General features: G+C 62.5%; 29 protein-coding genes. 12 read left to right on the top strand and 17 right to left on the bottom strand.

Annotated elements, in window-relative coordinates; all coding sequences use genetic code 11:
• Positions 1–16: 16 nt before the first annotated feature.
• From RHE_RS04940 to RHE_RS04910, 6 genes are all read left to right on the top strand, one after another.
• Positions 17–631: a GNAT family N-acetyltransferase gene (locus tag RHE_RS04940; RefSeq protein ID WP_011424324.1), complete on the top strand. Its 615-nt coding sequence runs from the start codon at positions 17–19 to the stop codon at positions 629–631.
• On the top strand, positions 628–3540 hold the full coding sequence (locus RHE_RS04935; protein WP_042118012.1) for a sensor domain-containing phosphodiesterase: 2913 nt from the start codon (positions 628–630) through the stop codon (positions 3538–3540). Before RHE_RS04940 ends, RHE_RS04935 begins: the two co-directional genes overlap by 4 nt.
• A gap of 117 nt (positions 3541–3657) precedes the next feature.
• Positions 3658–4077, top strand: coding sequence for a hypothetical protein (locus tag RHE_RS04930; protein ID WP_042118010.1), 420 nt, complete (start codon positions 3658–3660; stop codon positions 4075–4077).
• 328 nt (positions 4078–4405) lie between these two features.
• A complete protein-coding gene (locus tag RHE_RS04920; RefSeq protein WP_011424321.1) occupies positions 4406–6586 on the top strand; it encodes a methyl-accepting chemotaxis protein in 2181 nt (726 codons plus the stop codon).
• Between the two features lie 107 nt (positions 6587–6693).
• A complete protein-coding gene (locus RHE_RS04915; protein WP_011424320.1) occupies positions 6694–7002 on the top strand; it encodes a Dabb family protein in 309 nt (102 codons plus the stop codon).
• A gap of 23 nt (positions 7003–7025) precedes the next feature.
• A complete protein-coding gene (locus RHE_RS04910; protein WP_011424319.1) occupies positions 7026–7718 on the top strand; it encodes a molybdate ABC transporter substrate-binding protein in 693 nt (230 codons plus the stop codon).
• A 181-nt stretch (positions 7719–7899) separates the two neighbouring features.
• On the opposite strand, the gene RHE_RS04905 is transcribed toward RHE_RS04910, so the two are convergent.
• The 6 genes from RHE_RS04905 to RHE_RS04885 form a co-directional block, all read right to left on the bottom strand.
• A complete protein-coding gene (locus RHE_RS04905; protein ID WP_011424318.1) occupies positions 7900–8799 on the bottom strand; it encodes a metal ABC transporter solute-binding protein, Zn/Mn family in 900 nt (299 codons plus the stop codon).
• Positions 8800–8815: 16 nt separating this feature from the next.
• Positions 8816–9688, bottom strand: coding sequence for a metal ABC transporter permease (locus tag RHE_RS04900; protein WP_011424317.1), 873 nt, complete (start codon positions 9686–9688; stop codon positions 8816–8818).
• The gene (locus tag RHE_RS04895) at positions 9685–10434 is read right to left on the bottom strand and encodes a metal ABC transporter ATP-binding protein (protein WP_011424316.1); all 750 of its coding nucleotides are present in this window, start codon (positions 10432–10434) and stop codon (positions 9685–9687) included. Before RHE_RS04895 ends, RHE_RS04900 begins: the two co-directional genes overlap by 4 nt.
• The gene (locus RHE_RS34850; protein ID WP_276328707.1) at positions 10431–10559 is read right to left on the bottom strand and encodes a hypothetical protein; all 129 of its coding nucleotides are present in this window, start codon (positions 10557–10559) and stop codon (positions 10431–10433) included. The genes RHE_RS04895 and RHE_RS34850 overlap by 4 nt, the downstream gene beginning before the upstream one ends.
• 512 nt (positions 10560–11071) lie before the next feature.
• The gene (locus RHE_RS04890) at positions 11072–11557 is read right to left on the bottom strand and encodes a peroxiredoxin (RefSeq protein WP_011424315.1); all 486 of its coding nucleotides are present in this window, start codon (positions 11555–11557) and stop codon (positions 11072–11074) included.
• A gap of 82 nt (positions 11558–11639) precedes the next feature.
• Complete coding sequence (locus RHE_RS04885; protein WP_187331717.1) at positions 11640–12479, bottom strand: protein-disulfide reductase DsbD domain-containing protein; 840 nt, start codon at positions 12477–12479, stop codon at positions 11640–11642.
• A gap of 140 nt (positions 12480–12619) precedes the next feature.
• On the opposite strand from RHE_RS04885, the gene RHE_RS04880 reads away from it, so the two are divergent.
• The 3 genes from RHE_RS04880 to RHE_RS04870 all read left to right on the top strand — a co-directional run bounded on the left by RHE_RS04880 (position 12620) and on the right by RHE_RS04870 (position 14692).
• On the top strand, positions 12620–13225 hold the full coding sequence (locus tag RHE_RS04880; protein WP_011424313.1) for a YqgE/AlgH family protein: 606 nt from the start codon (positions 12620–12622) through the stop codon (positions 13223–13225).
• A 118-nt stretch (positions 13226–13343) separates the two neighbouring features.
• The gene (locus tag RHE_RS04875) at positions 13344–13535 is read left to right on the top strand and encodes a CsbD family protein (RefSeq protein ID WP_011424312.1); all 192 of its coding nucleotides are present in this window, start codon (positions 13344–13346) and stop codon (positions 13533–13535) included.
• A gap of 86 nt (positions 13536–13621) precedes the next feature.
• On the top strand, positions 13622–14692 hold the full coding sequence (locus RHE_RS04870; protein ID WP_011424311.1) for a zinc-binding metallopeptidase family protein: 1071 nt from the start codon (positions 13622–13624) through the stop codon (positions 14690–14692).
• Positions 14693–14979: 287 nt separating this feature from the next.
• On the opposite strand, the gene RHE_RS04865 is transcribed toward RHE_RS04870, so the two are convergent.
• The 6 genes from RHE_RS04865 to RHE_RS04840 form a co-directional block, all read right to left on the bottom strand.
• Entirely contained in the window at positions 14980–15162 is a 183-nt protein-coding gene (locus RHE_RS04865; protein WP_157700391.1) for a hypothetical protein, read from the bottom strand.
• Positions 15163–15281: 119 nt separating this feature from the next.
• On the bottom strand, positions 15282–15737 hold the full coding sequence (rnhA, locus tag RHE_RS04860; protein WP_011424310.1) for a ribonuclease HI: 456 nt from the start codon (positions 15735–15737) through the stop codon (positions 15282–15284).
• Positions 15734–16699 (bottom strand): homoserine kinase, encoded by a 966-nt coding sequence (locus RHE_RS04855; protein ID WP_011424309.1) that lies wholly within the window; start codon positions 16697–16699, stop codon positions 15734–15736. The genes rnhA and RHE_RS04855 overlap by 4 nt, the downstream gene beginning before the upstream one ends.
• 55 nt (positions 16700–16754) lie before the next feature.
• Positions 16755–17756 carry a 4-hydroxy-3-methylbut-2-enyl diphosphate reductase gene (gene ispH / locus RHE_RS04850; RefSeq protein ID WP_020920579.1) on the bottom strand — a complete coding sequence of 334 codons (1002 nt, stop codon included), beginning with the start codon at positions 17754–17756 and terminating at the stop codon, positions 16755–16757.
• Positions 17757–17997: 241 nt separating this feature from the next.
• Positions 17998–18753 (bottom strand): SURF1 family protein, encoded by a 756-nt coding sequence (locus RHE_RS04845; protein ID WP_041678575.1) that lies wholly within the window; start codon positions 18751–18753, stop codon positions 17998–18000.
• The gene (locus tag RHE_RS04840; RefSeq protein ID WP_011424306.1) at positions 18746–19126 is read right to left on the bottom strand and encodes a DUF983 domain-containing protein; all 381 of its coding nucleotides are present in this window, start codon (positions 19124–19126) and stop codon (positions 18746–18748) included. The genes RHE_RS04845 and RHE_RS04840 overlap by 8 nt, the downstream gene beginning before the upstream one ends.
• Before the next feature lie 118 nt (positions 19127–19244).
• Here RHE_RS04840 and RHE_RS04835 point away from each other — a divergent pair, with 118 nt between their 5' ends.
• From RHE_RS04835 to RHE_RS34190, 3 genes are read left to right on the top strand one after another with little or no spacing between them, the layout of a single operon-like run.
• Positions 19245–19886 carry a chloramphenicol phosphotransferase CPT family protein gene (locus RHE_RS04835; RefSeq protein ID WP_011424305.1) on the top strand — a complete coding sequence of 214 codons (642 nt, stop codon included), beginning with the start codon at positions 19245–19247 and terminating at the stop codon, positions 19884–19886.
• Complete coding sequence (locus tag RHE_RS34195) at positions 19886–20158, top strand: GNAT family N-acetyltransferase (protein WP_244425763.1); 273 nt, start codon at positions 19886–19888, stop codon at positions 20156–20158. Before RHE_RS04835 ends, RHE_RS34195 begins: the two co-directional genes overlap by 1 nt.
• On the top strand, positions 20158–20352 hold the full coding sequence (locus RHE_RS34190; RefSeq protein ID WP_244425762.1) for a GNAT family N-acetyltransferase: 195 nt from the start codon (positions 20158–20160) through the stop codon (positions 20350–20352). Before RHE_RS34195 ends, RHE_RS34190 begins: the two co-directional genes overlap by 1 nt.
• 11 nt (positions 20353–20363) lie before the next feature.
• On the opposite strand, the gene RHE_RS04825 is transcribed toward RHE_RS34190, so the two are convergent.
• The 5 genes from RHE_RS04825 to RHE_RS04805 all read right to left on the bottom strand — a co-directional run bounded on the left by RHE_RS04825 (position 20364) and on the right by RHE_RS04805 (position 23576).
• Positions 20364–20846 carry an HIT family protein gene (locus tag RHE_RS04825; RefSeq protein WP_041678831.1) on the bottom strand — a complete coding sequence of 161 codons (483 nt, stop codon included), beginning with the start codon at positions 20844–20846 and terminating at the stop codon, positions 20364–20366.
• 95 nt (positions 20847–20941) lie between these two features.
• Complete coding sequence (locus RHE_RS04820) at positions 20942–21820, bottom strand: cytochrome c oxidase subunit 3 (RefSeq protein ID WP_011424303.1); 879 nt, start codon at positions 21818–21820, stop codon at positions 20942–20944.
• A 60-nt stretch (positions 21821–21880) separates the two neighbouring features.
• Positions 21881–22489, bottom strand: a complete 609-nt coding sequence (locus RHE_RS04815; protein WP_011424302.1) for a cytochrome c oxidase assembly protein — start codon at positions 22487–22489, stop codon at positions 21881–21883.
• The gene (locus RHE_RS33200; protein ID WP_020920577.1) at positions 22486–22626 is read right to left on the bottom strand and encodes a hypothetical protein; all 141 of its coding nucleotides are present in this window, start codon (positions 22624–22626) and stop codon (positions 22486–22488) included. Before RHE_RS33200 ends, RHE_RS04815 begins: the two co-directional genes overlap by 4 nt.
• Positions 22626–23576: a heme o synthase gene (locus RHE_RS04805; RefSeq protein ID WP_011424301.1), complete on the bottom strand. Its 951-nt coding sequence runs from the start codon at positions 23574–23576 to the stop codon at positions 22626–22628. Before RHE_RS04805 ends, RHE_RS33200 begins: the two co-directional genes overlap by 1 nt.
• Between the last annotated feature and the right edge of the window lie 56 nt (positions 23577–23632).

Below are 23632 nucleotides of genomic sequence, written 5' to 3'. Positions count from 1 at the left end.
CTGCCGGGAGTGATCGATGCCAAAATCGGTGTTTCGGTTCCTGTCGCGGCAGCCGGATGCGGTGGAGCTGGAGAATGAGAAATACCTCCTGCGCCTGCCGCGCTACCAGGATTTCAACCAGTGGCACCGGCTGCGCGCCGAAAGCCGCAACTTCCTGGAACCCTGGGAGCCGACCTGGCGGCGCGACGAGCTGACGGAGGGCGCCTACCGCGCCCGCGTCATCCGCGGCAAGCAGGAATATGCCTCGGGACAGTCGATCCCGCTGTTCATCTTCCTCAAGGAAAACCGCACCCTCGTCGGCGGCATCACCATCGGCTATATCAGGCGCGGTGCGGCGCAAAGCTGCATGATCGGCTACTGGATGGGCGAACGCCATGCCGGCCAGGGGCATATGTATGCCGCCCTTCAGTTGGTTATTCCTTACATCTTCTCCGGGCTTGAGTTGCACCGTATTGAAGCAGCCTGTATTCCAGATAACGCGCGCAGCATGCGTCTGCTTGAAAAGGCCGGGTTTCAACGGGAAGGCTATCTGCGCGGATATTTGAAGATCAACGGTCAGTGGCACGACCACGTGATGTTCTCACGGCTCGCCACCGATACGGATAAAGGCAGGAAAACCGACAGCCGATGACCAGAAACAGCATGCTGCCCAAGTCACCGTCCGGACGAGTGATCGCGGTGATCGCAGCCCTTTTCCTGGCGGTCTTCGCCCTTTCGGCGGGCGTTACCCAGGCGGCCGAGCCGGTGAAGATTTCCCGTGACGATACCGCGCTCGATCTCACCGCGACGACCGAGATCTACGCCAACCAGGGCGAGGCCTTTCAGGTTTCGACGGCGGCCGGGGCCGACGGCATCCGCCGGCGCATCGAGGTCCGGGCGAGCTCGGAGAATCACCAGGGCGACTGGGCGGTGTTTGCGCTTGCCAATGTCTCGGAGGAACAGCTGGAGCGGGTCATCGTCGCGCCGCATTTCCGCCTGGTCAATTCCAAGCTCTTCTGGCCGGATCTCGGCTCGCAGCGCATCAGCGCGATCACGCCGAGCGAAGGCTTTGCGCTCGACCGGCAGCCGAGCGACGAGGCCGATGTCTTCCGCATCACGCTGAACCCCGGCGCCGTCATCACCTTCGTCGCCGAACTGTCGACGCCGGAGCTGCCGCAGATCTATCTCTGGGAGCCGAACGCCTACAAGGATACGATCAACGCCTTCACGCTCTATCGCGGCATCGTGCTCGGCATCGCCGGCCTGCTCGCCGTGTTCCTCACCATCCTCTTCGTCGTCAAGGGCACCTCGATGCTGCCGGCGACGGCGGCGCTCGCCTGGGCGGTGCTCGGCTATATCTGCGTCGATTTCGGTTTCCTCGGCAAGCTGATCAGCGTCGCCTCGGCCGACCAGCGAATATGGCGCGCCTGCGCGGAAGTGGCGCTCGCCTCGAGCTTCGTCATCTTCCTCTTCACCTATCTGAACCTCAACCGATGGCATGCGCATCTCGGTTACGCCACACTCGCCTGGGTGCTCGGCCTTGCCCTGCTCTTCGGCGTGGCGATCTACGATCCGTCGATCGCCGCCGGCATCGCCAGGCTGTCCTTCGCGCTGACGGCGGCGACCGGCCTGCTGTTGATCATCTATCTCGGCTTCAACCGCTACGACCGCGCCATCCTCTTGGTGCCGGCCTGGGCGCTGACGCTCGTCTGGCTGTTCGGGGCGTGGCTGACGGTCACCGGCCGGCTCGACAACGACATCATTCAGCCGGCGCTCGGCGGCGGCCTGGTGCTGATCGTGCTCCTGATCGGCTTCACCGTCATGCAGCACGCCTTTGCCGGCGGCGCTTTCCAGCAGGGGCTGTTTTCGGATCTCGAGCGGCAATCGCTGGCGCTGACCGGCTCCGGCGACATGGTGTGGGACTGGGACGTGGCGCGCGACCGCGTCGTCACCATTCCCGACGTCTCGGTCAAGCTCGGCCTCTCCCCCGGCGCCATGCACGGGGCGGCGCGCAACTGGTTGCCGCGGCTGCACCCTGATGACCGCGACCGCTTCCGCGCCACGCTCGACGTGCTGCTCGAACACCGGCGCGGCCGGCTGAACCACGAATTCCGCATCCGCGCCGAGGACGGGCATTTCCACTGGCTGCTGATCCGCGCCCGGCCGGTGCTCGGCTCCAACGGCGAGATCATCCGCTGCGTCGGCACGATCGTCGACGTCACCGAGCAGAAGAATTCCGTCGAGCGGCTGCTGCAGGATGCGCTGCACGATAATCTGACCGGCCTGCCGAACCGGCAGGTCTTCCTCGACCGGCTGCAGGCCGTGCTGGCGCTGGCGCCGGGCGGCGACACGCTGCGCCCGACGGTGATGGTCATCGATATCGACCGCTACAAGCTGGTCAATGACGCGCTCGGCGTTGCGGCCGGCGACAACATCCTCATTGCGCTGACCCGTCGGCTGCGCCGCCTGATGAAGCCGCAGGACACGCTGGCGCGGCTTGCCGGCGACCAGTTCGGCCTGATCCTGGTGTCCGAACACAATCCGGCCAAGGTCGCCGATTTCGCCGATGCGGTCAGCAAGGCGATCATGGTGCCGATCAACTTCTCCAACCGCGAAATCATTCTGACGGCGTCGATCGGGCTCGCCTCCTGGGTGGACCGGCAGGAGAGTGCCAGCGGCCTGCTCAGCGATGCCGAGCTTGCCATGTACCGGGCGAAACGGGCCGGCGGCAACCGCGTCGAGCCGTTCCAGCCGGCCTTCCGCGATTTCGGCACCGACCGGCTGCAGCTCGAAACCGATCTGCGCCGCGCCATCGAACGCCGGGAATTGTCGATGGTCTACCAGCCGATCGCCCGGCTGGAAGATGTCGAGGTCGCCGGCTTCGAGGCGCTGATGCGCTGGGAACATCCCAAGCGCGGCAATATCCCGCCGTCGGAATTCATCCCGATCGCCGAGTCCTCCGATCTCATCGGCCCGCTCGGCATGTTCGCGCTGGAACAGGCGACCAACGATCTGATGAGCTGGCAGAACCAGACCGGTGAATTGCCGATCTTCGTGTCTATCAATCTGTCGAGCGTGCAGTTGCTCAACAACGAGCTCTATGATGACGTGCGCTCGGTTCTCGCCAAGACCCATTGCACGCCTTCGCGGCTCAAGCTGGAACTGACGGAATCCATGGTGATGGAAAATCCGGAACAGGCCCGCCTGGTGCTGCAGAAGCTGAAAGAGGCCGGCATCGGCCTGGCGCTCGACGATTTCGGCACCGGCTATTCGTCGCTCGCCTATCTCACCCGCTTCCCCTTCGACACGATCAAGCTCGACAAGGCGCTGGTGCGCGACAGCAGCGACAAGAAGGCGACCGTGCTCCGATCGGTGATAGCAATGGCGCGCGAGCTCGAGATGAAGGTGGTGGCCGAGGGCATCGAATCCAACGAGGACGCGATCGAGCTTGCCAAAATGGGCTGCAGCTACGGGCAGAGCTATCTCTTCGGCCCGCCGATGCCGTCGGATTCGGTGCTGCGGCTGCTTCGCGACCGGTTTCCGCTGACGAAAAGGGCCTGAGCGGAGGGAACTGGGCGCGGGTGTTTCCCGCGTCCGCGGCGCGCCTCTCGCCCATGAATGGCCATTGACCAACGACCGGCAATATGCGCCTCCTTCTTATCGCACAAGGACAATTCGATGCTCAAACTTCTGCTCGCCGTTTCGGTCAGCGCTCTTTTCGTCTCGCCGGTTCAGGCGAGCGACATCTATCCCGTCACCAAGGTCTGCGTACCCGGCAAGCCCCACTGCGAGCGGTGGGCCGACGAGTTCAAGAAGGCGCTGGCGCTGGCTGATAAGGGTGATCACGCAGCACAGCAGACCGTGGCCTTCTGCCTTTCCTCCGGCTGCCATAGCGCCGTCGCCATCGACAGGGTCGCCTCCTGCAGCTGGCACCTCGTCATCGTCAATTCGGGTACAGTGACGGTGCTCGACCGGTCCAACCTCAGGAACACCTGCCGGCCAATGACGCCGGCTGAGAAAGACGAGGCCCGCGCCCGTGCCGGCGAACTGGTCCGCAAGATCTACAACCGCGACCTCGCCGCAAGCGACCAGATGTGATCGGCCCGCGCCGAGCTTGCCGGTTCACAATATTGATGAATTCATCCGGCCCTTAAACTTTTGTTCATAACGTACTGATCTTGTGTCTGACGCAATGATGATCGTCATCGCGCGCGATGACGATCCGCAGGGCGCGCGGTGATGTTTCCGTCTGCACCTTCGGGATGAGCCCGCCGAAATTCCATATTCGCCTGGTTTCGAAGATCGACAAGGGTGCCTGGTCCGGGCATGTCTGGCTCCGCGTGCCTTTTGTCCGCCGCGCAGCCTTTCTCGATGACCTCGCGCCGCATGAAGCAGATTTCGTCAGCCGACATGAAGGGTCTTCAGAGTGATCAGAACCGTTTCAGCCAAACTCATCCTTGCGACCGGCACTGCGATTGCAGGCATCCTGATCGCTTACACCGCATTCAATGCGTTCAGCGCCAAGAACAATACGGAGCGCGAGGTCATGGCGCTTGCGACCCAGCAGGCGGCCGTGGTCAGCCAGCAGGTGGCGACCAGCATCACCGAAGCCACCTCGGCCGGCACGGCACTCGCCGCGGGCCTCTCCGGCTTCGTCGAGGGCGGATCGAAAAGCCGGGCCGACATCGTCGCGATGATCAAGACCGTGGCGCCGCAATATCCGAGCGTCTTCGGCGCCTGGATGTGTGAGCTGATCGATGGTCCCCACCCGACGACCGGCGCAGACGGCTTGAACAAGGAAGGCATTTTCACGCCCTATTGGACGAAGGGCGACGACGGCAAGATGGAGTTCTCGACGTGGACCATCAAGCCTGAGGACGAATATTACAGCGCCCCACTGAAATCAGGAAAGGCGATCATCACCTCTCCCTATCTCACCAACATGAAGAAGCTCGTCACCTCGGTGTCGGTGCCGATGCAGGTGAACGGGACTGTCGTTGGCCTGGCCGGCGTCGATATCAAGCTCGACGATCTCACAGCCGCCCTCACGCAGATGCATCCCTTCGACGGGGGGCGGGTCATGCTGATTGCCAATGACGGCAAGTGGCTCGCCCATCCCGACAAAGACAATCTGATGAAGGACTATGCCGATGCAGGCGCTGATGACGTCAAGCGGGCGCTCTCCGACGGCAAGATGCGGGTGATCTCGGGCCTGTCCGACGGCGCCGTGCGCCTCGTCTATCCTTTCACCGCCCGCGGCATGAACACGACCTGGGCGGCCGTTCTCGATGTGCCGGCCGCGACCTTCTGGGCGCCGGTCTGGCAGCAGATCTATAGCACCATCATTGGCGGCATTTTCATCCTGGCGGTGGCGCTCGCCGTCATCCTGACGGCAAGCCGCATTCTGATCGGCAAGCCGCTGAAGGGCATCCTCAACGCCGTCCAGAAAATGGCCGGCGGGAACTATCGCGATCCGATCGACCATGATGGCAGCGCCGACGAACTCGGCAGCCTGAAGAGCGCGCTCGAAAAATTCCGCCATGAACTCGCCCGCGGCGAAACGTTGAAGGAGGAGCAGCAGGCGCTTCAGGCACAGGTCGAGACCGACCGCAAACGGCAGGGCGACCTCGAGCAGGCGAAGGCGGAGGATCTGCGTCATTTCGTCGAAGTGGTGCAGAGCCGGTTCGATCTTCTGGCCTCGGGCGATCTCACCGTGCGCATGAACGAGAAAGTGGCGCCGGAATTCGAGACGATCCGGGCGAATTTCAATATGTCGGTTTCGGCTCTCGAAGACACGATCCGCAATGTCGTCAATGCCGTCTACACCATCCGCTCCGGCCTCGGCGAGATTTCGACGGCGTCGAACGATCTGGCGCGGCGCACGGAACAGCAGGCCGCGTCGCTCGAGGAAACGGTCGCCGCCTTGGGTGACGTCACCCGCGGCGTCAACGACACCTCCGACGGGGCAAACAGTGCGCAGCAAACGATGAAGCTTGCCCGCGCCGATGCCGAAAAGGGCGGCGAGGTCGTTGCCCGTGCGATCGAGGCCATGACCGAAATCCAGGGCTCCTCCGGCAAGATCGGCAATATCATCCGGGTGATCGACGAAATCGCTTTCCAGACGAACTTGCTGGCGCTCAACGCCGGTGTCGAGGCGGCGCGCGCCGGCGAAGCCGGCAAGGGTTTTGCCGTCGTCGCCCAGGAGGTCCGGGAATTGGCGCAGCGCTCCGCCCAGGCTGCAAAGGAAATCAGCGGGCTGATCTCGATGTCGTCGTCGCAGGTTCAGACCGGCGTCAATCTGGTCGAGGAAACCGGTGTCGCGCTCTCCAAGATCGTCGATCGCGTCGTCGGCATGAGCGATACGGTCAACGAAATCGCCGCCAGCGCGAAGGCGCAGGCAACCAGCCTGCGGGAAGTTTCCGCCGCTGCCGATCTGATGGACAAGGTTACCCAGCAGAACGCTGCCATGGTCGAAGAGACGACAGCCGCAGCCCAGGGGCTTGCCCAGGAAACGGAAAACCTGGCAGCGGTCGTCGGCCGCTTCGGCTTGGGCGGCGCCATGTCACGCGGTAGCCAGCCGGCAAGGGTGATGAAGCTGGCGAGCTGAACGGGGAATAAGGGCCTGCACGCCGCACCGCCCGCTTGAAAATAAATCCCATTGCCCTCCCGGCTTTCGCGGCTATTCTGCCGACACAGAAAATCGGGAGGTCCATGATGATCCTGCATTGCGTATTCCTGCGCCTGAAGACGGCAGTGACGAGCGACGAAAAGCAGGCGCTGTTCGACGCGATCGTCGCGCTGAAGCAGGTCATTCCCGGCATATTGGATATCAAATATGGGCCGAATGTTTCGCCCGAGGGCCTGCATGGCGGTTTCGTCGACGGTTTTGCCGTGACCTTCGAAAGTGAGGAGGCGCGCGACGCCTATCTCGTCCATCCCGACCATGTGACCGTCGGCGAGCGCATCGTCTCGTCGACGGACGGAGGCCTGGCCGGCATCCTGGTCTTCGACCTCAATATTTAAGAGCGTCGTTGAGGCAGTGGTCCATGAATCAGGAGATCCAGCTTTTTGGCGCTATTGCGGTCCGACCCGCCGTCCTTGCCCTCATTCCCCAGTTCGAGACCGCCACCGGATTCACTGTTGCGGCCAAGTGGGAGGTCAATCCGACGGTCAAGAAGCAGATCGAAGCCGGGGAAGCCTTTGATCTCGTCATCATCAATCCGTCCATGATTGAGGATCTGGCCGCCTCGGGCAAGGTCGAGGCGGGGAGCCAGGTCTCGTTTGGGCGCGTCGGCATGGGCGTGGCGGCCAAGGCGGGCAGCCGACCGCTCGACATCGTATCCGTTGAAGCATTCGCACACATATTGAAAAACGCCGGCTCGATCGCCTACGCCAGTGACGGAACAAGCGGCGGCTACTTTTCCGATTTGCTGGATCGGCTGGGAATAGCCGATGAGGTGAAGCCCAGGCTCGTCGTGGTACCGGGAGGTCAGACAGCATCGGCCGTCGCCCGCGGGGAAGCCGAGCTGGCAGTCGTTCCCGTGACGTCGATCCTGGCCGCCGCTCCCGAAGTCATGCTTGTCGGCCGGTTCCCGACAGAACTCCAAAGCTACATTGATTTCGCCATTGGCATAAGCACCGATTCAAGGGTCGCAGACGCCGCCAGGCAGCTGGCGGCGTTTCTGACCTCGACTTCCGTTGACGATACCCTGGCGGCAAAGGGTGTCGAGCGCCGCTAGAGCTTTTCCGGGTTAGATTGAAGCATTCTGACAGAGCAGGTTTTCGTCAGGGCAGAGGCGATTGGCGATGGGCATAACTTCAATCTAACCCGGAAAAGCTCTAGAGCATGATGTGCGCGGTTTTCAGACGACAATCATCCTGTTCGAACGCGTCGGCGCACGACCTGCAGCCCCTCGGCCCTCAGCTCGATTTCGCCATGGCGGCGGCGAGTTGGTCGACGTTGTAGCGAAACATCTTCTCATAGGTCGGTGCCGGTCCCTTGGCGTCGGAGAGCGATTCGACGTAAAGCTCACCGCCGGGCTCCGCGCCGGTTGCCTTGGCGACCTGCTTGACCAGGCGCGGATCGTTGGAATTTTCGAAGAAATAGGCCTTCACGTGCTCGCTCTTGATCTGTTCGATCAGCTTGGCGACGCCGGCGGCCGAGGCCTCGCTCTCGGTGGAGAGACCGAGCGGCGCCAGGAAGCTCACCTTGTATTCGCGGCCGAAATAGCCGAAGGCGTCGTGGCTGGTCAGCACCTTGCGGCGATCATCGGCAATAGCGTCGAATTTCGCATGGGCATAGGCGTTCAGGTCATCCAGCGTCTTCGAGTATTTCTCGGCATTGGCCTTGAAGGCGGCGGCATCGGCGGGATCGGCCGCCGACAGCGCCTTTTCAATATTGGCGACCCAGACCTTGACGTTGACCGGGCTGTTCCAGACATGCGGATCGGTGATTTTTTCGCCGTCCTCTTCCATGGTGCGGGTGGCGATGCCATCGGAGACCGTCACCGGCTTGCCCTTGTAGCCCGAGGCGGTGATCAGCCGGTCCATCCAGCCTTCCAGCCCTTCGCCGCTGACGAAGGTGACTTCGGCCGCCTTCAGATTTTTCGCGTCGGCCGGCGACGGCTCGAACTCATGGGGATCGCCATTTGGTCCGACGAGGCTGGTGACATCAACAAGGTCGCCGCCGACCTGTTTCACGACATCGGCGAGCACGGTGAAGGACGCCACTACCTTCAGCGTTTCGGCGGAAGCGGGTGCCGCCGACAGCGCCATCAGCGCGGGAATTGCGGCGGAGAGAAGCAGTCTCTGCGATATCATCGAAGTCTCCTTGAAGTCAGCCCTTCAGATGCGGGCGGGGAAAGAAGCGCCGGGCAATGCCCGAGGGCGCGAAAAGGATTGAGAAGGCGTAGATCAGCGCCGCGGTCATGATGATCGTCGGGCCGGAGGCGAGTTCGAAATGGTAGGAGGCGATCAGACCGATATAGCCGGAGGCGGCGGCGCTGACGGTGGCGATCAGCATCATGGCGGGCAGGCTGCGCGACCAGAGCTGGGCGACCGCGGCCGGCAGCATCATCAGGCCGACCGCCATCAGCGTGCCGAGCGCCTGGAAACTGGCAACGAGGTTCAGTACCACGAGCAGCAGGAAGAGCACGTGATAGACCGTCCCGCGTCCGCCGACGGCACGGAGGAACCCGGGATCGAAACACTCGGCCACCAGCGGCCGGTAGATGGCGGCGAGGATGACCAGCGTCAGCGAGGTGATCGCACCGATCTGGTAAAGGGCGGGCGCATCGATCGCCAGGATGGTGCCGAAGAGCACGTGCAGCAGATCGATGTTCGAGCCGCGCAGCGAGACGATCAGCACGCCGAGCGCCAGCGAGGCGAGATAGAAGCTGGCAAAGCTCGCATCCTCGCGCAGCACCGTCATACGGCTGACGGCGCCCGACAGCAGCGCCACCGACAGGCCGGCGACAAGACCGCCGAGGCCCATCGCCGTCAGCGACAGCGAGCCGGCAACGAGATAACCGATCGCCGCCCCCGGCAACACGGCGTGGCTCATGGCGTCGCCCATCAGGCTCATGCGCCGCAGCATCAGGAAGACGCCGATCGGCCCCGAGCCGAGCCCAAGGCAGAGGCAGGCGACAAGGGCGCGGCGCATGAAACCGAAATCGGCAAAGGGTGCGAGGAAGAGATCGTAGAGCGTCATGCCGCCGGCGCCTCTTGCGGGGTGCAAGCCGCGGCATCTTCATCCCAGCGCTCGGCCATGGCGCGGGCTTTCATGAGATTGGCAGCGGACATGACGTCGGCAGTCGGCCCCCATCCCACCAGCTCGCGGGCAAGCAGCAGCGTCTGAGGGAAATGCGTCCGGACGACGTCGAAATCATGCAGCACGGCGATGACGGTGCGGCCCTCGCCGTGCCAGCGGGCGACGATATCAAGAAGATCCCTGGTCGTGCGGGCATCGATTGCCGTAAACGGCTCGTCGAGCAGGATGACGCCGGCATCCTGCAGCAGCAGGCGGGCAAAAAGCACGCGTTGAAACTGGCCGGCCGAGAGCGAGCCGACATGACGTCTTGCGAAGCCGTCGAGGCCGACGGCGGCCAGCGCCTCGCCCGCCCTTTTGATGTCGGCCGGCGCGACGCGGCCGAAGGCTCCCCGGCTCTTCCAGACACCGAGCATGACGGTGTCGATGACCGAGATCGGAAAGCGGCGATCGATCTCGGCCGCTTGCGGGAGATAGCCGAATTCCGCCCGCGCCAGCCGGTGCTCGACCCTGCCTTCGGCGGGACGAAGCTCACCCATGATCGCCTTCACCAGCGTCGACTTGCCCGCCCCATTCGGCCCGGCAATCGCCGTCAGGCTGCCCCTCGCGAAGGCGCCGGTGACATGATGGACGGCGGGGTGTCTGTTATAGGCGACGGTGAGATCTTCGAGACGGATCACCGGCGTCATGGCAGCAAGACCGCCCAGTGAATGGCGAGCCAGAGCGCGGCAATGATCAGCGAGATGCCGATCACCCTGGATATGGCCGAGTGCCCAAGCAGGCTGACGGAGGGGCGATCGGGGCTCGGCTGCATTGGCTCATCCTGACAATGTAATAACATTACTGTTATGTTATAACGATTACGGCGAGATTAAGGCGGGGAGGTTCGGCTATCTTGTCACAGGGTGGTCGGTGGATTTCAGGCTCAGAGCTTGGAATGACGGAGTTTGACGGACGCGATTAGCAGGAGGCGCAACGGCGCCGCTGTTGCTTCACCGTCGTTGGGTTACACAGAGCTCACTCAGCCCTCCGCCGTCCTCGGGTTTGACCCTGGGCCTGACCCGAACACCCATGCTGGCCTCGTCCAGCGTGGCCATGGATTGGGCCTGGGATGACGGAGATTGGACGCGCGTTTCTGCCAAACTCGCCGTTGGCGCGCGCCCCTCATCCGCCTGCCGGCACCTTCTCCCCGTTTTTACGGGGAGAAGGGAATATGCCGCGAGCTCTTGGTCCCTCGCCAACCTCTCCAGGGCACGTCCCCTCTCCCCGTCAGAACGGGGAGAGGGTTAGGGTGAGGGGCAGCCTCGCCATCCATCTATCAAAAACTCACAGCAATTCCAGCATCGCGGCAGCACCCGACACCGTTGCCTGGCCGGGGCTTTCCTCGACGTTCAAGGCTTTCACCACGCCGTCTTCCACCAGCATCGAATAGCGCTTGGAGCGCAGGCCGAGGCCGCCGGCGGAGAGGTCGGCTTCGAGGCCGACGGCTTTGGTGAAGGCGGCGTCCCAATCGGCGAGGAAGTGGATCTTGCCGAGGCCGCCCGAGGATTGCGCCCAGGCGCCCATCACATGCCAGTCGTTGACGGCGAGAACGGCGATGTCGTCGACGCCCTTGGCGAGGATGGTGTCGCGGTTTTCGAGATAACCGGGCAGGTGGTTCAGCGAGCAGGTGGGGGTGAAGGCGCCCGGCACGGCAAAGAGCACCACGCGCTTGCCGGCAAAGAGCTGTTCAGTGGTGATTTCGACCGGGCCGTCGGCAGTCTTTTCCTTGAAGGTGGCGGCCGGAAGCTTGTCGCCGATCGCGATGGTCATGATTTTCTCCTCGGGTTCTCGCTTGTTGGATTCGGGCTGGGCGGGGGGCGCCGCCGGCGGTCGGGGCGACTATAGGTCCCGGTCAGTCAAAGGCAAGCGTGGTCTCCATAGCGCGCGCGCCATCGATGACCAGCACGCCCCATCGCTTGCCGCGAAGATCGAAATTTTGCGGCAGCTTGCCGATTGCTATGTCGGTCTTGAAGGTGGCGCCCTCGCGTTTGCCGCCGATCTGCTTGGTGAAGGCATGGCCGCTCGGGCCGGTGACGATGATATCGGGGGCGCCCTTGCCGTCCCCCGGCAAGGCGAGCGTCAGCGACAGCGTCTTCCGATCCGGCGACATGGCATGCGCGGTGATCTTGAAATCATCCGACGGCGGCTTTGGCAGCGTCGCATCAGCGGCCGCAAGGATCGCCTCTTCCTCCGGGTGCGACTGCATGGCGCGGCCGAGCTTCAGGCTCAAATTCGCCTGGAAGGGAACGCAGATATCCTTGCAGATGCCGATGAAGGCCGAGGCGTCGATCTCGACTCCGCCTTTGCCGGCCGCCGTCAAGGATAGCGGCAGCGTCACCGGCGCGTCATAGGCGATATCCTCGATCCCGCCTTTGAAAAAATGCTTCGGGACGGGATAGCCAATGGCGTCGAGCGTTACGCCGCTTGCCGGCGCGATGGTGACCTGAGGCGGGATGCCGCTGTTGCCCGGCTCGCGCCAATAGGTGATCCAGCCGGGTTTCGGTTCGATCTGCAGGCCGGCGCGGATTCTGCCGCCGGCATCGGGCGCCAGCGCCACGAGGCGCATGCGGCCGCCCTCGGCCTCGGCCCAGGCGCTCATTTCCGCCTGCGCGGAACAAAAGGGGGCAAGGGTTGCGGCCAGCGAAATGGCTGCCATGAAAAGCCCGCGCGGTGCCAAAGAAATAATCATCATGGAACAAAGGTTTACCGAAAGTACCGTGTGGCCGCCAGAAGCGGCGGCCACATAATCTTCATTTTCAGTTGATTGATTGGTGACATTGGCCCATCTTTCTCTTGTCGGGGCCTTGGTGCGGTCTGGCAGCAGGAGGAACGATGTCCTTATCGACGCTGAAGAACAGACGGGAACGTGGCTTCTTCGATGGCCAATTCCTCATCGCCATGCCGGGCATGGAAGACCGCAATTTTGCGCGCACGGTGATTTACATCTGCGCGCATTCGGATGCCGGCGCCATGGGCTTCGTCATCAACCGGCCGCAGAGCCTCACCTTCACCGATGTGCTCTTGCATCTCGACATGATCAAGCAGGAAGAACCGATCGTGCTGCCGCAGCGGGCCCGCGATTTCCCGATCCAGACGGGCGGCCCGGTGGAGAGCGGCCGCGGCTTCGTGCTGCATTCGGACGATTACGCCAGCGACTCCTCGATCCCGGTCAGCGACGACATCTGCCTGACGGCGACGCTCGACATCGTGCGTGCCATCTCCAAGGGCGCAGGGCCGAAGCGCGCGACCATGCTGCTTGGCTATTCCTCCTGGGCAGCCGGTCAGCTCGAAAACGAGGTCGCCAACAATGGCTGGCTCACCTGCCCCGCCAACGAGGAACTGATTTTCGATCGCAACCTCGATGACAAATACGAGCGGGCGCTCGCCGGCATGGGCATCAACGCCGCCATGCTTTCGGCCGAGGCCGGCCACGCCTGACGGTCGCTGCTCGCCTGACGGTCGCTGCTCCCTGACGGCCGCGGGAACGAATAGGCGCGAGTGACGTTCCCTTCCCGCGCGGACGAGAGGTCCGGCGCCGAGTATGGAGACATCACAGATGGGTAGCACCAGCGACAAGATTTCAGGCAAGGCAAACGAAATTGCCGGCAAGACCAAGCAGGCCGCCGGCAAGGCCACGGGCAATCGCGACATGCAGGCCGAGGGCGACGTCCAGGAAGCCAAGGGCAAGGGACAGGTCGCAGCCGGCAAGGTCAAGGACAAGCTCAAAGGCGCCGTCGACCGGCTCTGAACCACCAGCTCAGCCCTCAACCATGCCTGCTGCGCACGCGCGCAGCGGGCATTTTAATTCGCCGCTGCCTTGCAGAGAACGGTCCGATGAAACTCTTTGCCTGCGACAATTGCGACCAGGTCGTCCACTTCGACAATCGCCGGTGCGTGCGCTGCAACCATCGCCTCGGCTTCCTGCCCGGCGACCTCGCCATGCATGCGCTGGAGCCGCGTGATGAGACGGTCTGGCAGCTCGTATCCGATTCCGACCGGCACGTGCGCTTCTGCGCCAATTCCGGCCTCGACATCTGCAACTGGCTGGTGGAGGGCGACAGCGACAGTGAATTCTGCACCGCCTGCCGCCACAACCGGCTGGTTCCGAATTCCGACACCCAGGACGGCATCGACCGCTGGCGGCGCATCGGACAGGCGCAGCGTCATCTCTTTTATTCGCTGTTGCGCTGGAAGCTGCCGCATCCCGATCGCGGCCAAGACCCGCAGGGCGGCCTGGTCTTTGATTTTCTCGAAGATTCCCTGCAGGGCAACGGTAATATCGTGCCCGCCATGACCGGCCATGAGGAAGGCCTGATCACCATTCGCGCCGCCGAGGCCGACGACGCCACCCGCGAACAGGCGCGCAGCTCGATGAACGAGCCCTATCGCACGCTGCTCGGCCATTTCCGCCACGAGACCGGCCATTTCATCTGGAACAAGCTGGTGCGCGATCAGAACGGCCTCGACGATTTCCGCGCCGTCTTCGGCGACGAGCGGCAGGATTATACGGCCGCGCTGCAAAAACACTATGCCGGCGGCCCGCCTTTGGGATGGCAGGATAATTTCATCAGCGCCTATGCCGCGTCGCATCCCTGGGAGGATTTCGCCGAATGCTTCGCGCATTACCTCCATATCGTCGACACACTGGAGACGGCCCGCGCCTTCGGCATCGCCATCGATCCGCGCGGCCATGAGGAAATAGCAGGCGAGGTCGATTTCCTTCCCTACAGGGCGAAGAGCGCCGAGCAGCTCGTCAGCGCCTGGGTGCCGCTCAGCATCGCGATCAACGCCATCCAGCGCAGCATGGGCCAGCCGGATTCCTACCCCTTCGTTCTGTCCTCACCCGTCGTGGCCAAGCTCGAATATCTGCATCGGCTGATCCAGGGGGCGGCGGTGCGGCAATAGGTGGGGTGAAAATACCGCTGCTTGCTCCCTCTTCTCCCCAGCGGGGGGCCGAAGGACGGGTCGAGACCCGCGGCTCGACCCCGGTTGGTGGCCCGAATTCGCGGCTCAGCCGCTCACCCCCTCATCTGCCTGCCGGCATCTTCTCCGCGCTGGGGAGAAGGGGACTCGTGGCAACGCCGCATCATCTTTCACCCGTGCAAGTTCGAGGGAGCGCAAGGAGACGCAATCCGCCTGTTATCGGTCTTCCGCATCGCGGCCGCAGGATGAACGCGTAAACCGTCCCTCCTTCAACCGCGCACAGAATTCGACCCTGTCTCTTCGAGCCAATATTTGATCATCATCAGCGCTGCCCCTTTGCTGAGCAACACATCGCGCTCGTCCGCCAAATCCCGTTCGAAACGCTGACACAGCTTCTCATAGGCATCGAAAAGAGCGCCGGCTTCTCCGTGACGACGATAGATGTCCTCCATGCGATCGATCGTTGAGCTCAATTCGACTGTCGTTGGAATAGATGACACTCTTGCCTCCCGAACGAAAACGGTCTCGGCCTGCAATATACGGTAGTTGGTGAGGGGCAGCCGTCATACCCCTAAAAGGAAACCGCCTTGCCCTTCTTGAACGGCTCCATGCCCCGGCGCGCAAGTTCATCCGCGCGTTCGTTTTCCGGATGGCCGGCGTGGCCCTTGACCCAGTGCAGCGTCACCTTATGGCGGTTGCGGGCTTCCTCCAGCGCCTGCCAGAGCTCGGCATTCTTTACCGGCTTCTTGTCCGATGTCTTCCAGCCGTTTTTCTTCCAGCCGAAAATCCACTTGGAGATGCCGTCCTTGACATAGGCGCTGTCGGTATAGAGGTCGACTTCGCAAGGGCTCTTCAGGGCCTGCAACGCCGAGATCGCCGCCATCAGCTCCATGCGATTGTTGGTCGTCTCCGCCTCGCCGCCGCAGAGCTCCTTTTCGACCTCGCCGTAGCGCAGCACCGCGCCCCAGCCGCCGGGACCGGGATTGCCGGAGCATGCGCCGTCGGTGAAGATATCGACGTGTTTCATAGGCTCAACCCGTATTCTGCGGCTGAGCCGATCTGGCGGTGGAACCGCAACTTGTGCAGATATTCGAGCGGATCCTTCTTGGTGACCATGGCGCCTTCCGGCGTCATCAGCCAGTCATAGAGTCGCGTCAGGAAGAAGCGCAGCGCCGAGCCGCGCGCGAGCAGCGGAAGGGCGGCGATTTCTTCACCGCTCAACGGTCTGACACTCTGATAACCCTCGAGCATCGCCATGCCCTTGGTGATGTTGTAGGCGCCATCCTTCTCGAAGCACCAGGCGTTCAGGCAGATCGAGACGTCATAGGCGAGCAGGTCGTTGCAGGCGAAATAGAAATCGATCAGGCCGGAGAGCTCGTCGCCGAGGAAGAAGACGTTGTCAGGAAAGAGGTCGGCATGGATGACGCCGGAAGGCAGGCTCTTCGGCCAGGCGGCGGCAAGAAAATCGAGCTCGTTGCGGATCTCGCCCTGCAGGCCAGATTCGACTTCATCGGCGCGCGCCTCGGATTTCTCCCAGAGCCCCCGCCAGCCATCGAGGGAAAGCGCGTTCGGACGTTTCAGCTCGAAGCCCTCGCCGGCCACGTGCATTTCGGCCAGCGCCCTGCCGACCTCGCGGCAATGCTTCGCCTCCGGCTTTCTCAGCCACATGCCTTCGAGGAAGGAAATCAGCGCCGCCGGGCGGCCGGAGAGCGAGCCGAGCAGCGCGCCGTCGCGCCGCGGCAACGGCAGCGGACAGGAGAGGCCGCGGGCAGAGAGATGCTGCATCAGGCCGAGGAAAAACGGCAGGTCGCTCTTTTCCACGCGCTTCTCATAAAGCGTCAGGATCAGCGGCGCCTTCGAGGTATGCAGCAGGAAATTGGAGTTTTCGACGCCTTCGGCGATGCCCTTATAGGAGAGCAGCGTGCCTACATCATATTCCGTCAGGAACCATTTCAGATCGTCTTCGGCGATATCGGTATAGACTGCCAAGTGAGGTCTCGTCTCTGTATGATGGATGATGGATGACCCGGGACGCGATGGCGGCCTAGCCGTTGACGAAGGCCATGTCGGCCGTCGTCAGCTCGATGCTGCGCAATTCGCGATTGACCAGGAAGTTTTCGGTTTCCTGCACCGTCTCGGCCAGCTCGACGCGGGCATCGAAGCGGGCGCGGAAGGCTTCGATGATCTCGTTGACGATGACTTCAGGCGCCGAGGCGCCGGCGGAAAGGCCGAGCGTCGAAATCGCGCCGATCTCCTCCCAGTCGAGCTCGGCGGCCCGCTGCACCAGGATCGATTTCTTCGCCCCTGCCCTCAGCGCCACTTCGACGAGGCGCTTGGAATTGGACGAGTTCGGCGCACCGACGATGATGAAGAGATCGCAGCCGGGGGCCGCCTGCTTCACCACTTCCTGACGGTTGGTCGTGGCATAACAGATCGAATCCGCCGCCGGCGCAGTCAGGTTGGGAAAGCGTTCCTGCAGGCGGGCGATGACGCCGGCCGTATCGTCGACCGACAGCGTCGTCTGAGTGACATAGCCGAGATTGTCGGGATCGGCCGGGGCGTAGGCGTCGGCATCCTCGATCGTCTCGATCAGCGAAACCGCGCCTTCCGGCAATTGCCCCATCGTGCCGATCACTTCCGGATGACCGGCATGACCGATGAGGACAACGTGGCGGCCAAGTCGATTGTGGCGCATCGCCTGCTTGTGGACCTTGGAGACCAGCGGGCAGGTGGCGTCGAGATAGAAGAGGTTGCGGCTCGCCGCATCCTCCGGCACCGATTTCGGCACGCCATGGGCGGAGAAGACCACCGGCTGGGCGCGATGCTCGGCCGGGATCTCGTCCAGTTCCTCGACGAACACGGCACCCTTGGCCTCCAGCCCCTCGACGACATAACGATTGTGGACGATCTCGTGGCGCACATAGACCGGCGCGCCATAGGATTTCAGCGCCAGCACGACGATCTGGATGGCGCGGTCGACGCCGGCGCAGAAGCCGCGCGGGCCGCAGAGCCTGATCGTCAAGGAAGGTTTCGCCGCAATATTCATGCCTGTTCCGTTATGCATTCCTCATTCCTGTGCCCGTCACAGGAATCCAGCCACGCGCGTTGGCGCCGTGAATAACGACCAATGCCTACTTCAGTCTTCCGCACCCAACGACTTGGGCGCACTGGATTCCTGTGACGAGCACAGGAATGAGGGAGAACGTGGCAAGGTCCAGCTTCATCAGCGACGTCCCGCGAGGGCGCAATCGACCTCTAGCCCAATATGGCCGGGAATTGAAGCGATACTATTGCCGCGGCGCCTTTCCCGGTTTGCGGAACCAGGAGACCGCCACCACGGCGACGAGCACGGCGGCAAGTCCGTACCAGGTAAAAGCATATTGCAGATGGTCGTTCGGCAGATCGACCTGGGTGACGCCACCGATCGGCAGGCCGGCCGGGTTGGGCGTGGAATCGGCATCGACGAAGAAGGGGATGACGCGCGCCTTCTCCAGCCCGACGCTTTCGGCCATCACGTCGAGGTCTTTCCAGTAGAAGATGTTCTTGGCGACGTCGTTGTCGGGCACCAGCCAGGATGGCTTGCCGGCAAGTTTGGCGCGCGCGAGCCCCGTGACCGTCTGCTGATCCGTCAGCTGGCCCTGCATGCGCATTTCCGGCTCCTTGTTCTCATAGGGAACGAAGCCGCGGTTGACGATGAGAATGCGCCCGTCGGCAAGCTCGAGCGGGGTGTAGACGTAAAAGCCGGTCTGGCCGCGCCAGGTGGCGAAGAAATGCCGCTCCTTGTTGTTGATATAGCGGCCGGTGGCGGTGACTTTGCGGTATTCGATGTCGCCGCCCGATGCGGCGATTGCCTCGATATCGGCGAGCGGCACCGGCGCGGCAGCCTGGCGCGCGGCGATATCGGCGAGCAGGCCTTGCTTCCAGTGGAGACGCTGCAGCTGCCAGGTGCCGAGCGAAATCAGGATGGCAAGGGCAGTCAGCACCAGAATGCCCGTCATAAAAGGCAGCCGGCGGCGCGGCGCGGCATGATCGATGTCAGTCACTCAGACGTCCTTCGCGGGCATTATGGCGGTACTGCATGGCGATCAGGATGCCCTTGAACCAACGCAGCGTCAGGAGCGACAGGATGATCGTCAGCGGTCCAAAGATGAGGATATGCACCCAGATCGGCGGCCCGTAATTGACCTGCAGCCACAGCACCATGCCAATGATGATGAAGCCGACGATGAGGATGACGAAGACCGCCGGGCCATCACCGGAATCGGCGAAGGAATAATCCAGGCCGCAGGAGGCGCAACGCGGCTTCAGGCCGAGCAGGCCATCGAACAGCTTGCCATGACCGCAGCGCGGGCAGCAGCCTTTGATACCCGTCTTGACCGGATCGATGGGGGGATAGTGGGCGCTGTCCTCGCTCATGCGATTCCTTCCGACAATTTCACGCTGCCTTAACTCTCCCATAAAGTATTCGCATCCCGAATGGAAATGCCTGCGCGACGCCCCTGAGCGATTCGCGCCAAACAGAAGAAGAAGACTGATGACCAATGACAGCCATGCCGGACAGATCATTATCTTGAACGGTGCGCCCAGAAGCGGCAAATCCAGCATTGCCCGGGCAATCCAGGAGGAATTCGAGGGCCCGTGGATCAATCTCGGCGTCGACGCCTATAATGCCATGACGCCGAAGCGCTACCTGCCCGGAATCGGCCTCAGGCCCGGCGGCGAGCGGCCGGATCTGGAGGAGCTGGTGCCGTTCCTCTATGCCGCGCTATACGAATCCATCGCCATCCATGCCGGATTCGGGCTCAATGTGGTCGCCGATCTCGGACATCACGACAGCTACTCGCAGCCGCTCGGCATTCTCGCCGACTGCGCCCGGCGCCTCAATGGATTTTCCGTGCTCTTCGTCGGCGTGCGCTGTCCGATCGGCACGATCATGCAGCGGCGGGAATTTAAGCAGGAGCGCCGCGAGACGCTCTATGTAAGAGCCAGCGAGGAGGTGCCGATCCCCGAACCGGTGCAGCGCTGGCAGGATGAGGTGCACCGGCCAGGCATTTATGACATGGAGGTCGATACGTCGGTGCTCACCGCACTCGAATGCGCCGAGGCGATCCGCCAGCGCCTCGATCTCGGCATTCCCGAGCCTTCGGCCTTCGAACGGATTGCTGGCGGGCGCTGATGGTTGTAGAACTTCTACCCGTAAAAGAGGCCGAGGATTGGCTGGCTTATCATGCGATCCGGCGGCGCGTCTTGTTCGAACTGCGCGGCCTCGATGGTTACGATGACAAGCATCCGGATGAACATGACGAGCGCAATATACCGCTCCTGCTGAGGAAAGACGGCATTGCTCTTGGCACAGTCCGCCTTGACCTGTCGAACGGCCAGTCCGGTGTCGTGCGACTTGTCGCCATCATGCCGGAATGTCAGAGACAGGGCTCGGGCGGATTTTGATGTCCGAAGTCGAGAGGCTATCGGCATGGCATGGCCTCTGCCGCCTGGAGGCCCATGCGGCGCCGGATTCTGTACCTTTCTACGAAAAGCTTGGCTGGGTCATGGTCGATGCCGGGAAAAGCTGTCCGCTGATGGCGAGGGATATTTCATCGCATGATGACAGCGGATCGGGCGGCGGATTCCCGCGCCGGTAGGCATTTGGCGATCAAGATCGCATTGCCTCTCGCAACAATTCAATGGTCTGGAAGACGGATCGCCCTTGAACCCGGGGCGGCTCGGTGCGCTCGCAAAACTCGCGCCAAACAAACAGCGTCAGCTCCGCGCCGTCCGTCGGAGTTTCCCCCGGCCTGTCGCCAAAATTCTGCAGCACCCGATAGCGGCTGTCTTTCCAGAAGAGTTCTTCAACCCAATCGTAGATCGGGATCACATGAAAATGGATAGGATAGCCGGGAGAGTGTCCATATCGGCCGATATAAACGCGCTGCGCTCCCAGTTTCCGCTTCAATAGGTCCTGAGCTGTCGCCAGCAGCGGGCCAAGCTCCCTTAAGGCGGCTTCGGACAATTCGGAAAGATCGTTCGTATCCGTCTTGGAACTGATCATGAGATAACCAGGAAGAGCGGCATTCATCCGGTGGTTCACCAGCCATCCATGCGTTTCGGCAACATGAAAGCGCTCGGGGATCTGCAAAATTGCCACCTCTAGGTTCGCGGTTATCCTACGGAGCGAGGCCAAATACAAAAAGGCGGGCACCAGGCCCGCCTTTTGTTTGCATATCGTCCCGATCAGCCTGCGGCGACCGGAGCGCCCCAGCCGCCCCAGACGTAGATGCAGAAGAACAGGAACAGCCAGACGACGTCGACGAAGTGCCAGTACCAGGCGGCCGCCTCGAAGCCGAAATGCTGCTTCGGGGTGAAGTCGCCGCGCAGCGCGCGCAGCAGGCACACCAGAAGGAAGATGGTGCCGACGAGGACGTGGAAACCGTGGAAGCCCGTCGCCATGAAGAAAGTCGCGCCATAGATCGAATTCTTGAAGTCGAATGGAGCGTGAGCATATTCGTAGGCCTGCACGCTGGAGAACAGGATGCCGAGCAGCACGGTCAACGTCAGCCCCTGAACGAGGCCCTTTCGGTCGTTGTGCAGCAGCGCATGGTGCGCCCAGGTCACCGTCGTGCCGGAGAGCAGCAGGATGACGGTGTTGTAGATCGGCAGGTGCCAGGGATCGAGGACTTCGATGCCCTTCGGGGGCCAGACGCCGCCGGTATAGGCCATGCGCGAGGCCTGAATGGCCTCGTTCGGAAACAGGCTGGCGTCGAAATAGGCCCAGAACCAGGCGACGAAGAACATCACTTCCGAAGCGATGAACATGATCATGCCGTAGCGCAGGTGCAGCGAAACGACGCGGGTGTGGGAGCCCTCATGGGCTTCCTTCACCGTATCTGCCCACCAGCCGTACATGACGTAGAAAACCAGCACGAGGCCGATATAGAAGAGCCACGGATTGGCGAGTTCGGCGCCGGCGAGCTTGAAGGAGCCGCCGTTCAGGTAACGCATATAGCAGACGCCGCCGATCGCCATGATGAAGGCGCCGAGCGAGGCGAGAATCGGCCACGGGCTCGGATCGATGATGTGGTAGTCGTGATTCTTCTGATGCGCATCGGCCATCTAACTATCCCCGGATGTCTTCCTCACTTCGCTCCCGGCATAGCCGGAAACGAGCCTTGATCAAAGTTTCTTTTCAATCTTCACCGTTCCACCCTCATTCGAAGCGACAGGCTTCGGACCCTCTTTCGGGTAGAACGTGTATGACAGCGTCACCGTGTGGATATCCTTCGATTCCACCGCCTTGACGATTTCAGGGTCGATATAGAACACGACCGGCATTTCCAGCTTCTCGCCCGGCTTCAGGTCCGTTTCCGTAAAGCAGAAACATTGCACCTTGTTGAAATAGGCGCCCGCCTCGCCCGGCGTGACGTTGAACACCGCCTGGCCGCGCTGGGTTTCGTTCGACTTGTTCTCGGCGACGAAATTGACCTGGATGGTTTCGCCGATCTTCGGATTGACTTCGCGCTCGACCGGCTTGAAATTCCACTGCAGGCCGGGGGCGACATTGGCGTCGAAGGTCACGCGCATCTTGCGGTCGAGCACGACGCTCGACATCTGCTCGACGCGTTGCGTCGTGCCGTTATAGCCGGTCACCTGACAGAAGATGCGGTAGAGCGGCACGGCGGCATAGCTCATCGCGCCCATGCCGAAGACGAAGCTCAGGCACATCATGACAACGGCGCCGTTATTGCGCCCCTGTTTCCTCGGTGCGGCGGCCTTGTCGCTCATCCGGCCACTCCCCCGCCCATCTTCACGATCGCCATCACGTAGAAGAGAACGGCGAGGCCGGCGAGCACCAGCCCGAGGGCGATGTTGCGGTTGCGGCGCGACTTCATCTGCTTTTCGGTGAGCTTGACGAGATCCATCAGAACGAGCCTCCTGCTTGCGAGACCAGTATGGCGGCCAACCGGTCGATCATCAGGGCGGAGAAGACGGCGAACAGATAGAAAATCGAGAAGGCGAAGAGCTTCTTTGCCGGGATCATCTTCAGATCGCCGTCCGGCATGCGCCAGACGGCGATGGAACAGTAGACGAAGATCGCCCCCAGGGCGGCGGCGACGAGGCCGTAGCCGAAGCTCGCGAAACCGAGGAAGGACGGCAGGACCGCGCAGATGGCGGTCAGCACCGCATAAGCGACGATCTGATGCTTGGTGACCCGCTCGCCGGAAACATTCGGCAACATCGGCACGCCGACGGCCTCGTAGTCGCGCATCTTGAAGAGGGCCAGCGCCCAGAAATGCGCCGGTGTCCACAGGAAGATGATCAGGAAGAGCACGGTGCTCTCGATCGTCACCGAATTCGTGACACAGGCCCAGCCGATCATCGGCGGGAAGGCGCCGGCGGCACCGCCGATGACGATGTTCTGCGGCGTCGAACGCTTCAGCCACATGGTGTAGATGACGGCGTAGAAGAAGATGGTGAAGGCGAGGATGGCGGCCGAGAGCCAGTTGACGGCAAGGCCGAGAATGACGACCGAAAAGCCCGACAGCACCAGGCCGAAGGCCAGCGCCTCCGACGGCGCGATGCGGCCGGCAGGGATCGGACGCTTGGCCGTGCGGCTCATGATGGCGTCGATATCGGCGTCGTACCACATGTTGAGCGCACCGGAGGCGCCGGCGCCGACGGCGATGCAGAGGATGGCGATCAGGCCGAGGACGGGATTGATATGCCCCGGTGCCAGCACGAGACCGGCAAAAGCGGTGAAGACCACGAGCGACATGACCCGCGGCTTCAGAAGCTCGAAATAATCGCGCGCGCTCGCTTCCGACATTTCGCCGTCCTCTGCAAGCGCCTCGTGATTGTCGATAACCGTCATCATTCCGTCCTGAATTTACTTATGCCGGACGCCGTTTCGAATGCGGCGTCCGGTTT

This window comes from Rhizobium etli CFN 42 (genome assembly GCF_000092045.1).
Classification (GTDB): domain Bacteria; phylum Pseudomonadota; class Alphaproteobacteria; order Rhizobiales; family Rhizobiaceae; genus Rhizobium; species Rhizobium etli.
This window is presented reverse-complemented; position numbering and strand designations above follow the sequence as displayed.

Excerpts from the sequence above, each read along its gene's own strand:
- RHE_RS04880 (WP_011424313.1), top strand. The coding sequence starts at position 12,620 with ATGTCCTTATCGACGCTGAAGAACAGACGGGAACGTGGCTTCTTCGAT.
- RHE_RS04840 (WP_011424306.1), bottom strand. The coding sequence starts at position 19,126 with ATGAGCGAGGACAGCGCCCACTATCCCCCCATCGATCCGGTCAAGACG.
- RHE_RS34190 (WP_244425762.1), top strand. The coding sequence starts at position 20,158 with ATGTCCGAAGTCGAGAGGCTATCGGCATGGCATGGCCTCTGCCGCCTG.
- RHE_RS04875 (WP_011424312.1), top strand. The coding sequence starts at position 13,344 with ATGGGTAGCACCAGCGACAAGATTTCAGGCAAGGCAAACGAAATTGCC.
- RHE_RS34850 (WP_276328707.1), bottom strand. The coding sequence starts at position 10,559 with ATGCAGCCGAGCCCCGATCGCCCCTCCGTCAGCCTGCTTGGGCACTCG.
- RHE_RS33200 (WP_020920577.1), bottom strand. The coding sequence starts at position 22,626 with ATGGATCTCGTCAAGCTCACCGAAAAGCAGATGAAGTCGCGCCGCAAC.
- RHE_RS04915 (WP_011424320.1), top strand. The coding sequence starts at position 6,694 with ATGATCCTGCATTGCGTATTCCTGCGCCTGAAGACGGCAGTGACGAGC.
- ispH (WP_020920579.1), bottom strand. The coding sequence starts at position 17,756 with ATGAATATTGCGGCGAAACCTTCCTTGACGATCAGGCTCTGCGGCCCG.
- rnhA (WP_011424310.1), bottom strand. The coding sequence starts at position 15,737 with ATGAAACACGTCGATATCTTCACCGACGGCGCATGCTCCGGCAATCCC.
- RHE_RS04885 (WP_187331717.1), bottom strand. The coding sequence starts at position 12,479 with ATGATGATTATTTCTTTGGCACCGCGCGGGCTTTTCATGGCAGCCATT.
- RHE_RS34195 (WP_244425763.1), top strand. The coding sequence starts at position 19,886 with ATGGTTGTAGAACTTCTACCCGTAAAAGAGGCCGAGGATTGGCTGGCT.
- RHE_RS04820 (WP_011424303.1), bottom strand. The coding sequence starts at position 21,820 with ATGGCCGATGCGCATCAGAAGAATCACGACTACCACATCATCGATCCG.
- RHE_RS04895 (WP_011424316.1), bottom strand. The coding sequence starts at position 10,434 with ATGACGCCGGTGATCCGTCTCGAAGATCTCACCGTCGCCTATAACAGA.
- RHE_RS04930 (WP_042118010.1), top strand. The coding sequence starts at position 3,658 with ATGCTCAAACTTCTGCTCGCCGTTTCGGTCAGCGCTCTTTTCGTCTCG.
- RHE_RS04835 (WP_011424305.1), top strand. The coding sequence starts at position 19,245 with ATGACCAATGACAGCCATGCCGGACAGATCATTATCTTGAACGGTGCG.
- RHE_RS04910 (WP_011424319.1), top strand. The coding sequence starts at position 7,026 with ATGAATCAGGAGATCCAGCTTTTTGGCGCTATTGCGGTCCGACCCGCC.
- RHE_RS04905 (WP_011424318.1), bottom strand. The coding sequence starts at position 8,799 with ATGATATCGCAGAGACTGCTTCTCTCCGCCGCAATTCCCGCGCTGATG.
- RHE_RS04870 (WP_011424311.1), top strand. The coding sequence starts at position 13,622 with ATGAAACTCTTTGCCTGCGACAATTGCGACCAGGTCGTCCACTTCGAC.
- RHE_RS04900 (WP_011424317.1), bottom strand. The coding sequence starts at position 9,688 with ATGACGCTCTACGATCTCTTCCTCGCACCCTTTGCCGATTTCGGTTTC.
- RHE_RS04935 (WP_042118012.1), top strand. The coding sequence starts at position 628 with ATGACCAGAAACAGCATGCTGCCCAAGTCACCGTCCGGACGAGTGATC.
- RHE_RS04865 (WP_157700391.1), bottom strand. The coding sequence starts at position 15,162 with ATGGAGGACATCTATCGTCGTCACGGAGAAGCCGGCGCTCTTTTCGAT.
- RHE_RS04940 (WP_011424324.1), top strand. The coding sequence starts at position 17 with ATGCCAAAATCGGTGTTTCGGTTCCTGTCGCGGCAGCCGGATGCGGTG.
- RHE_RS04815 (WP_011424302.1), bottom strand. The coding sequence starts at position 22,489 with ATGAGCGACAAGGCCGCCGCACCGAGGAAACAGGGGCGCAATAACGGC.
- RHE_RS04890 (WP_011424315.1), bottom strand. The coding sequence starts at position 11,557 with ATGACCATCGCGATCGGCGACAAGCTTCCGGCCGCCACCTTCAAGGAA.
- RHE_RS04805 (WP_011424301.1), bottom strand. The coding sequence starts at position 23,576 with ATGACGGTTATCGACAATCACGAGGCGCTTGCAGAGGACGGCGAAATG.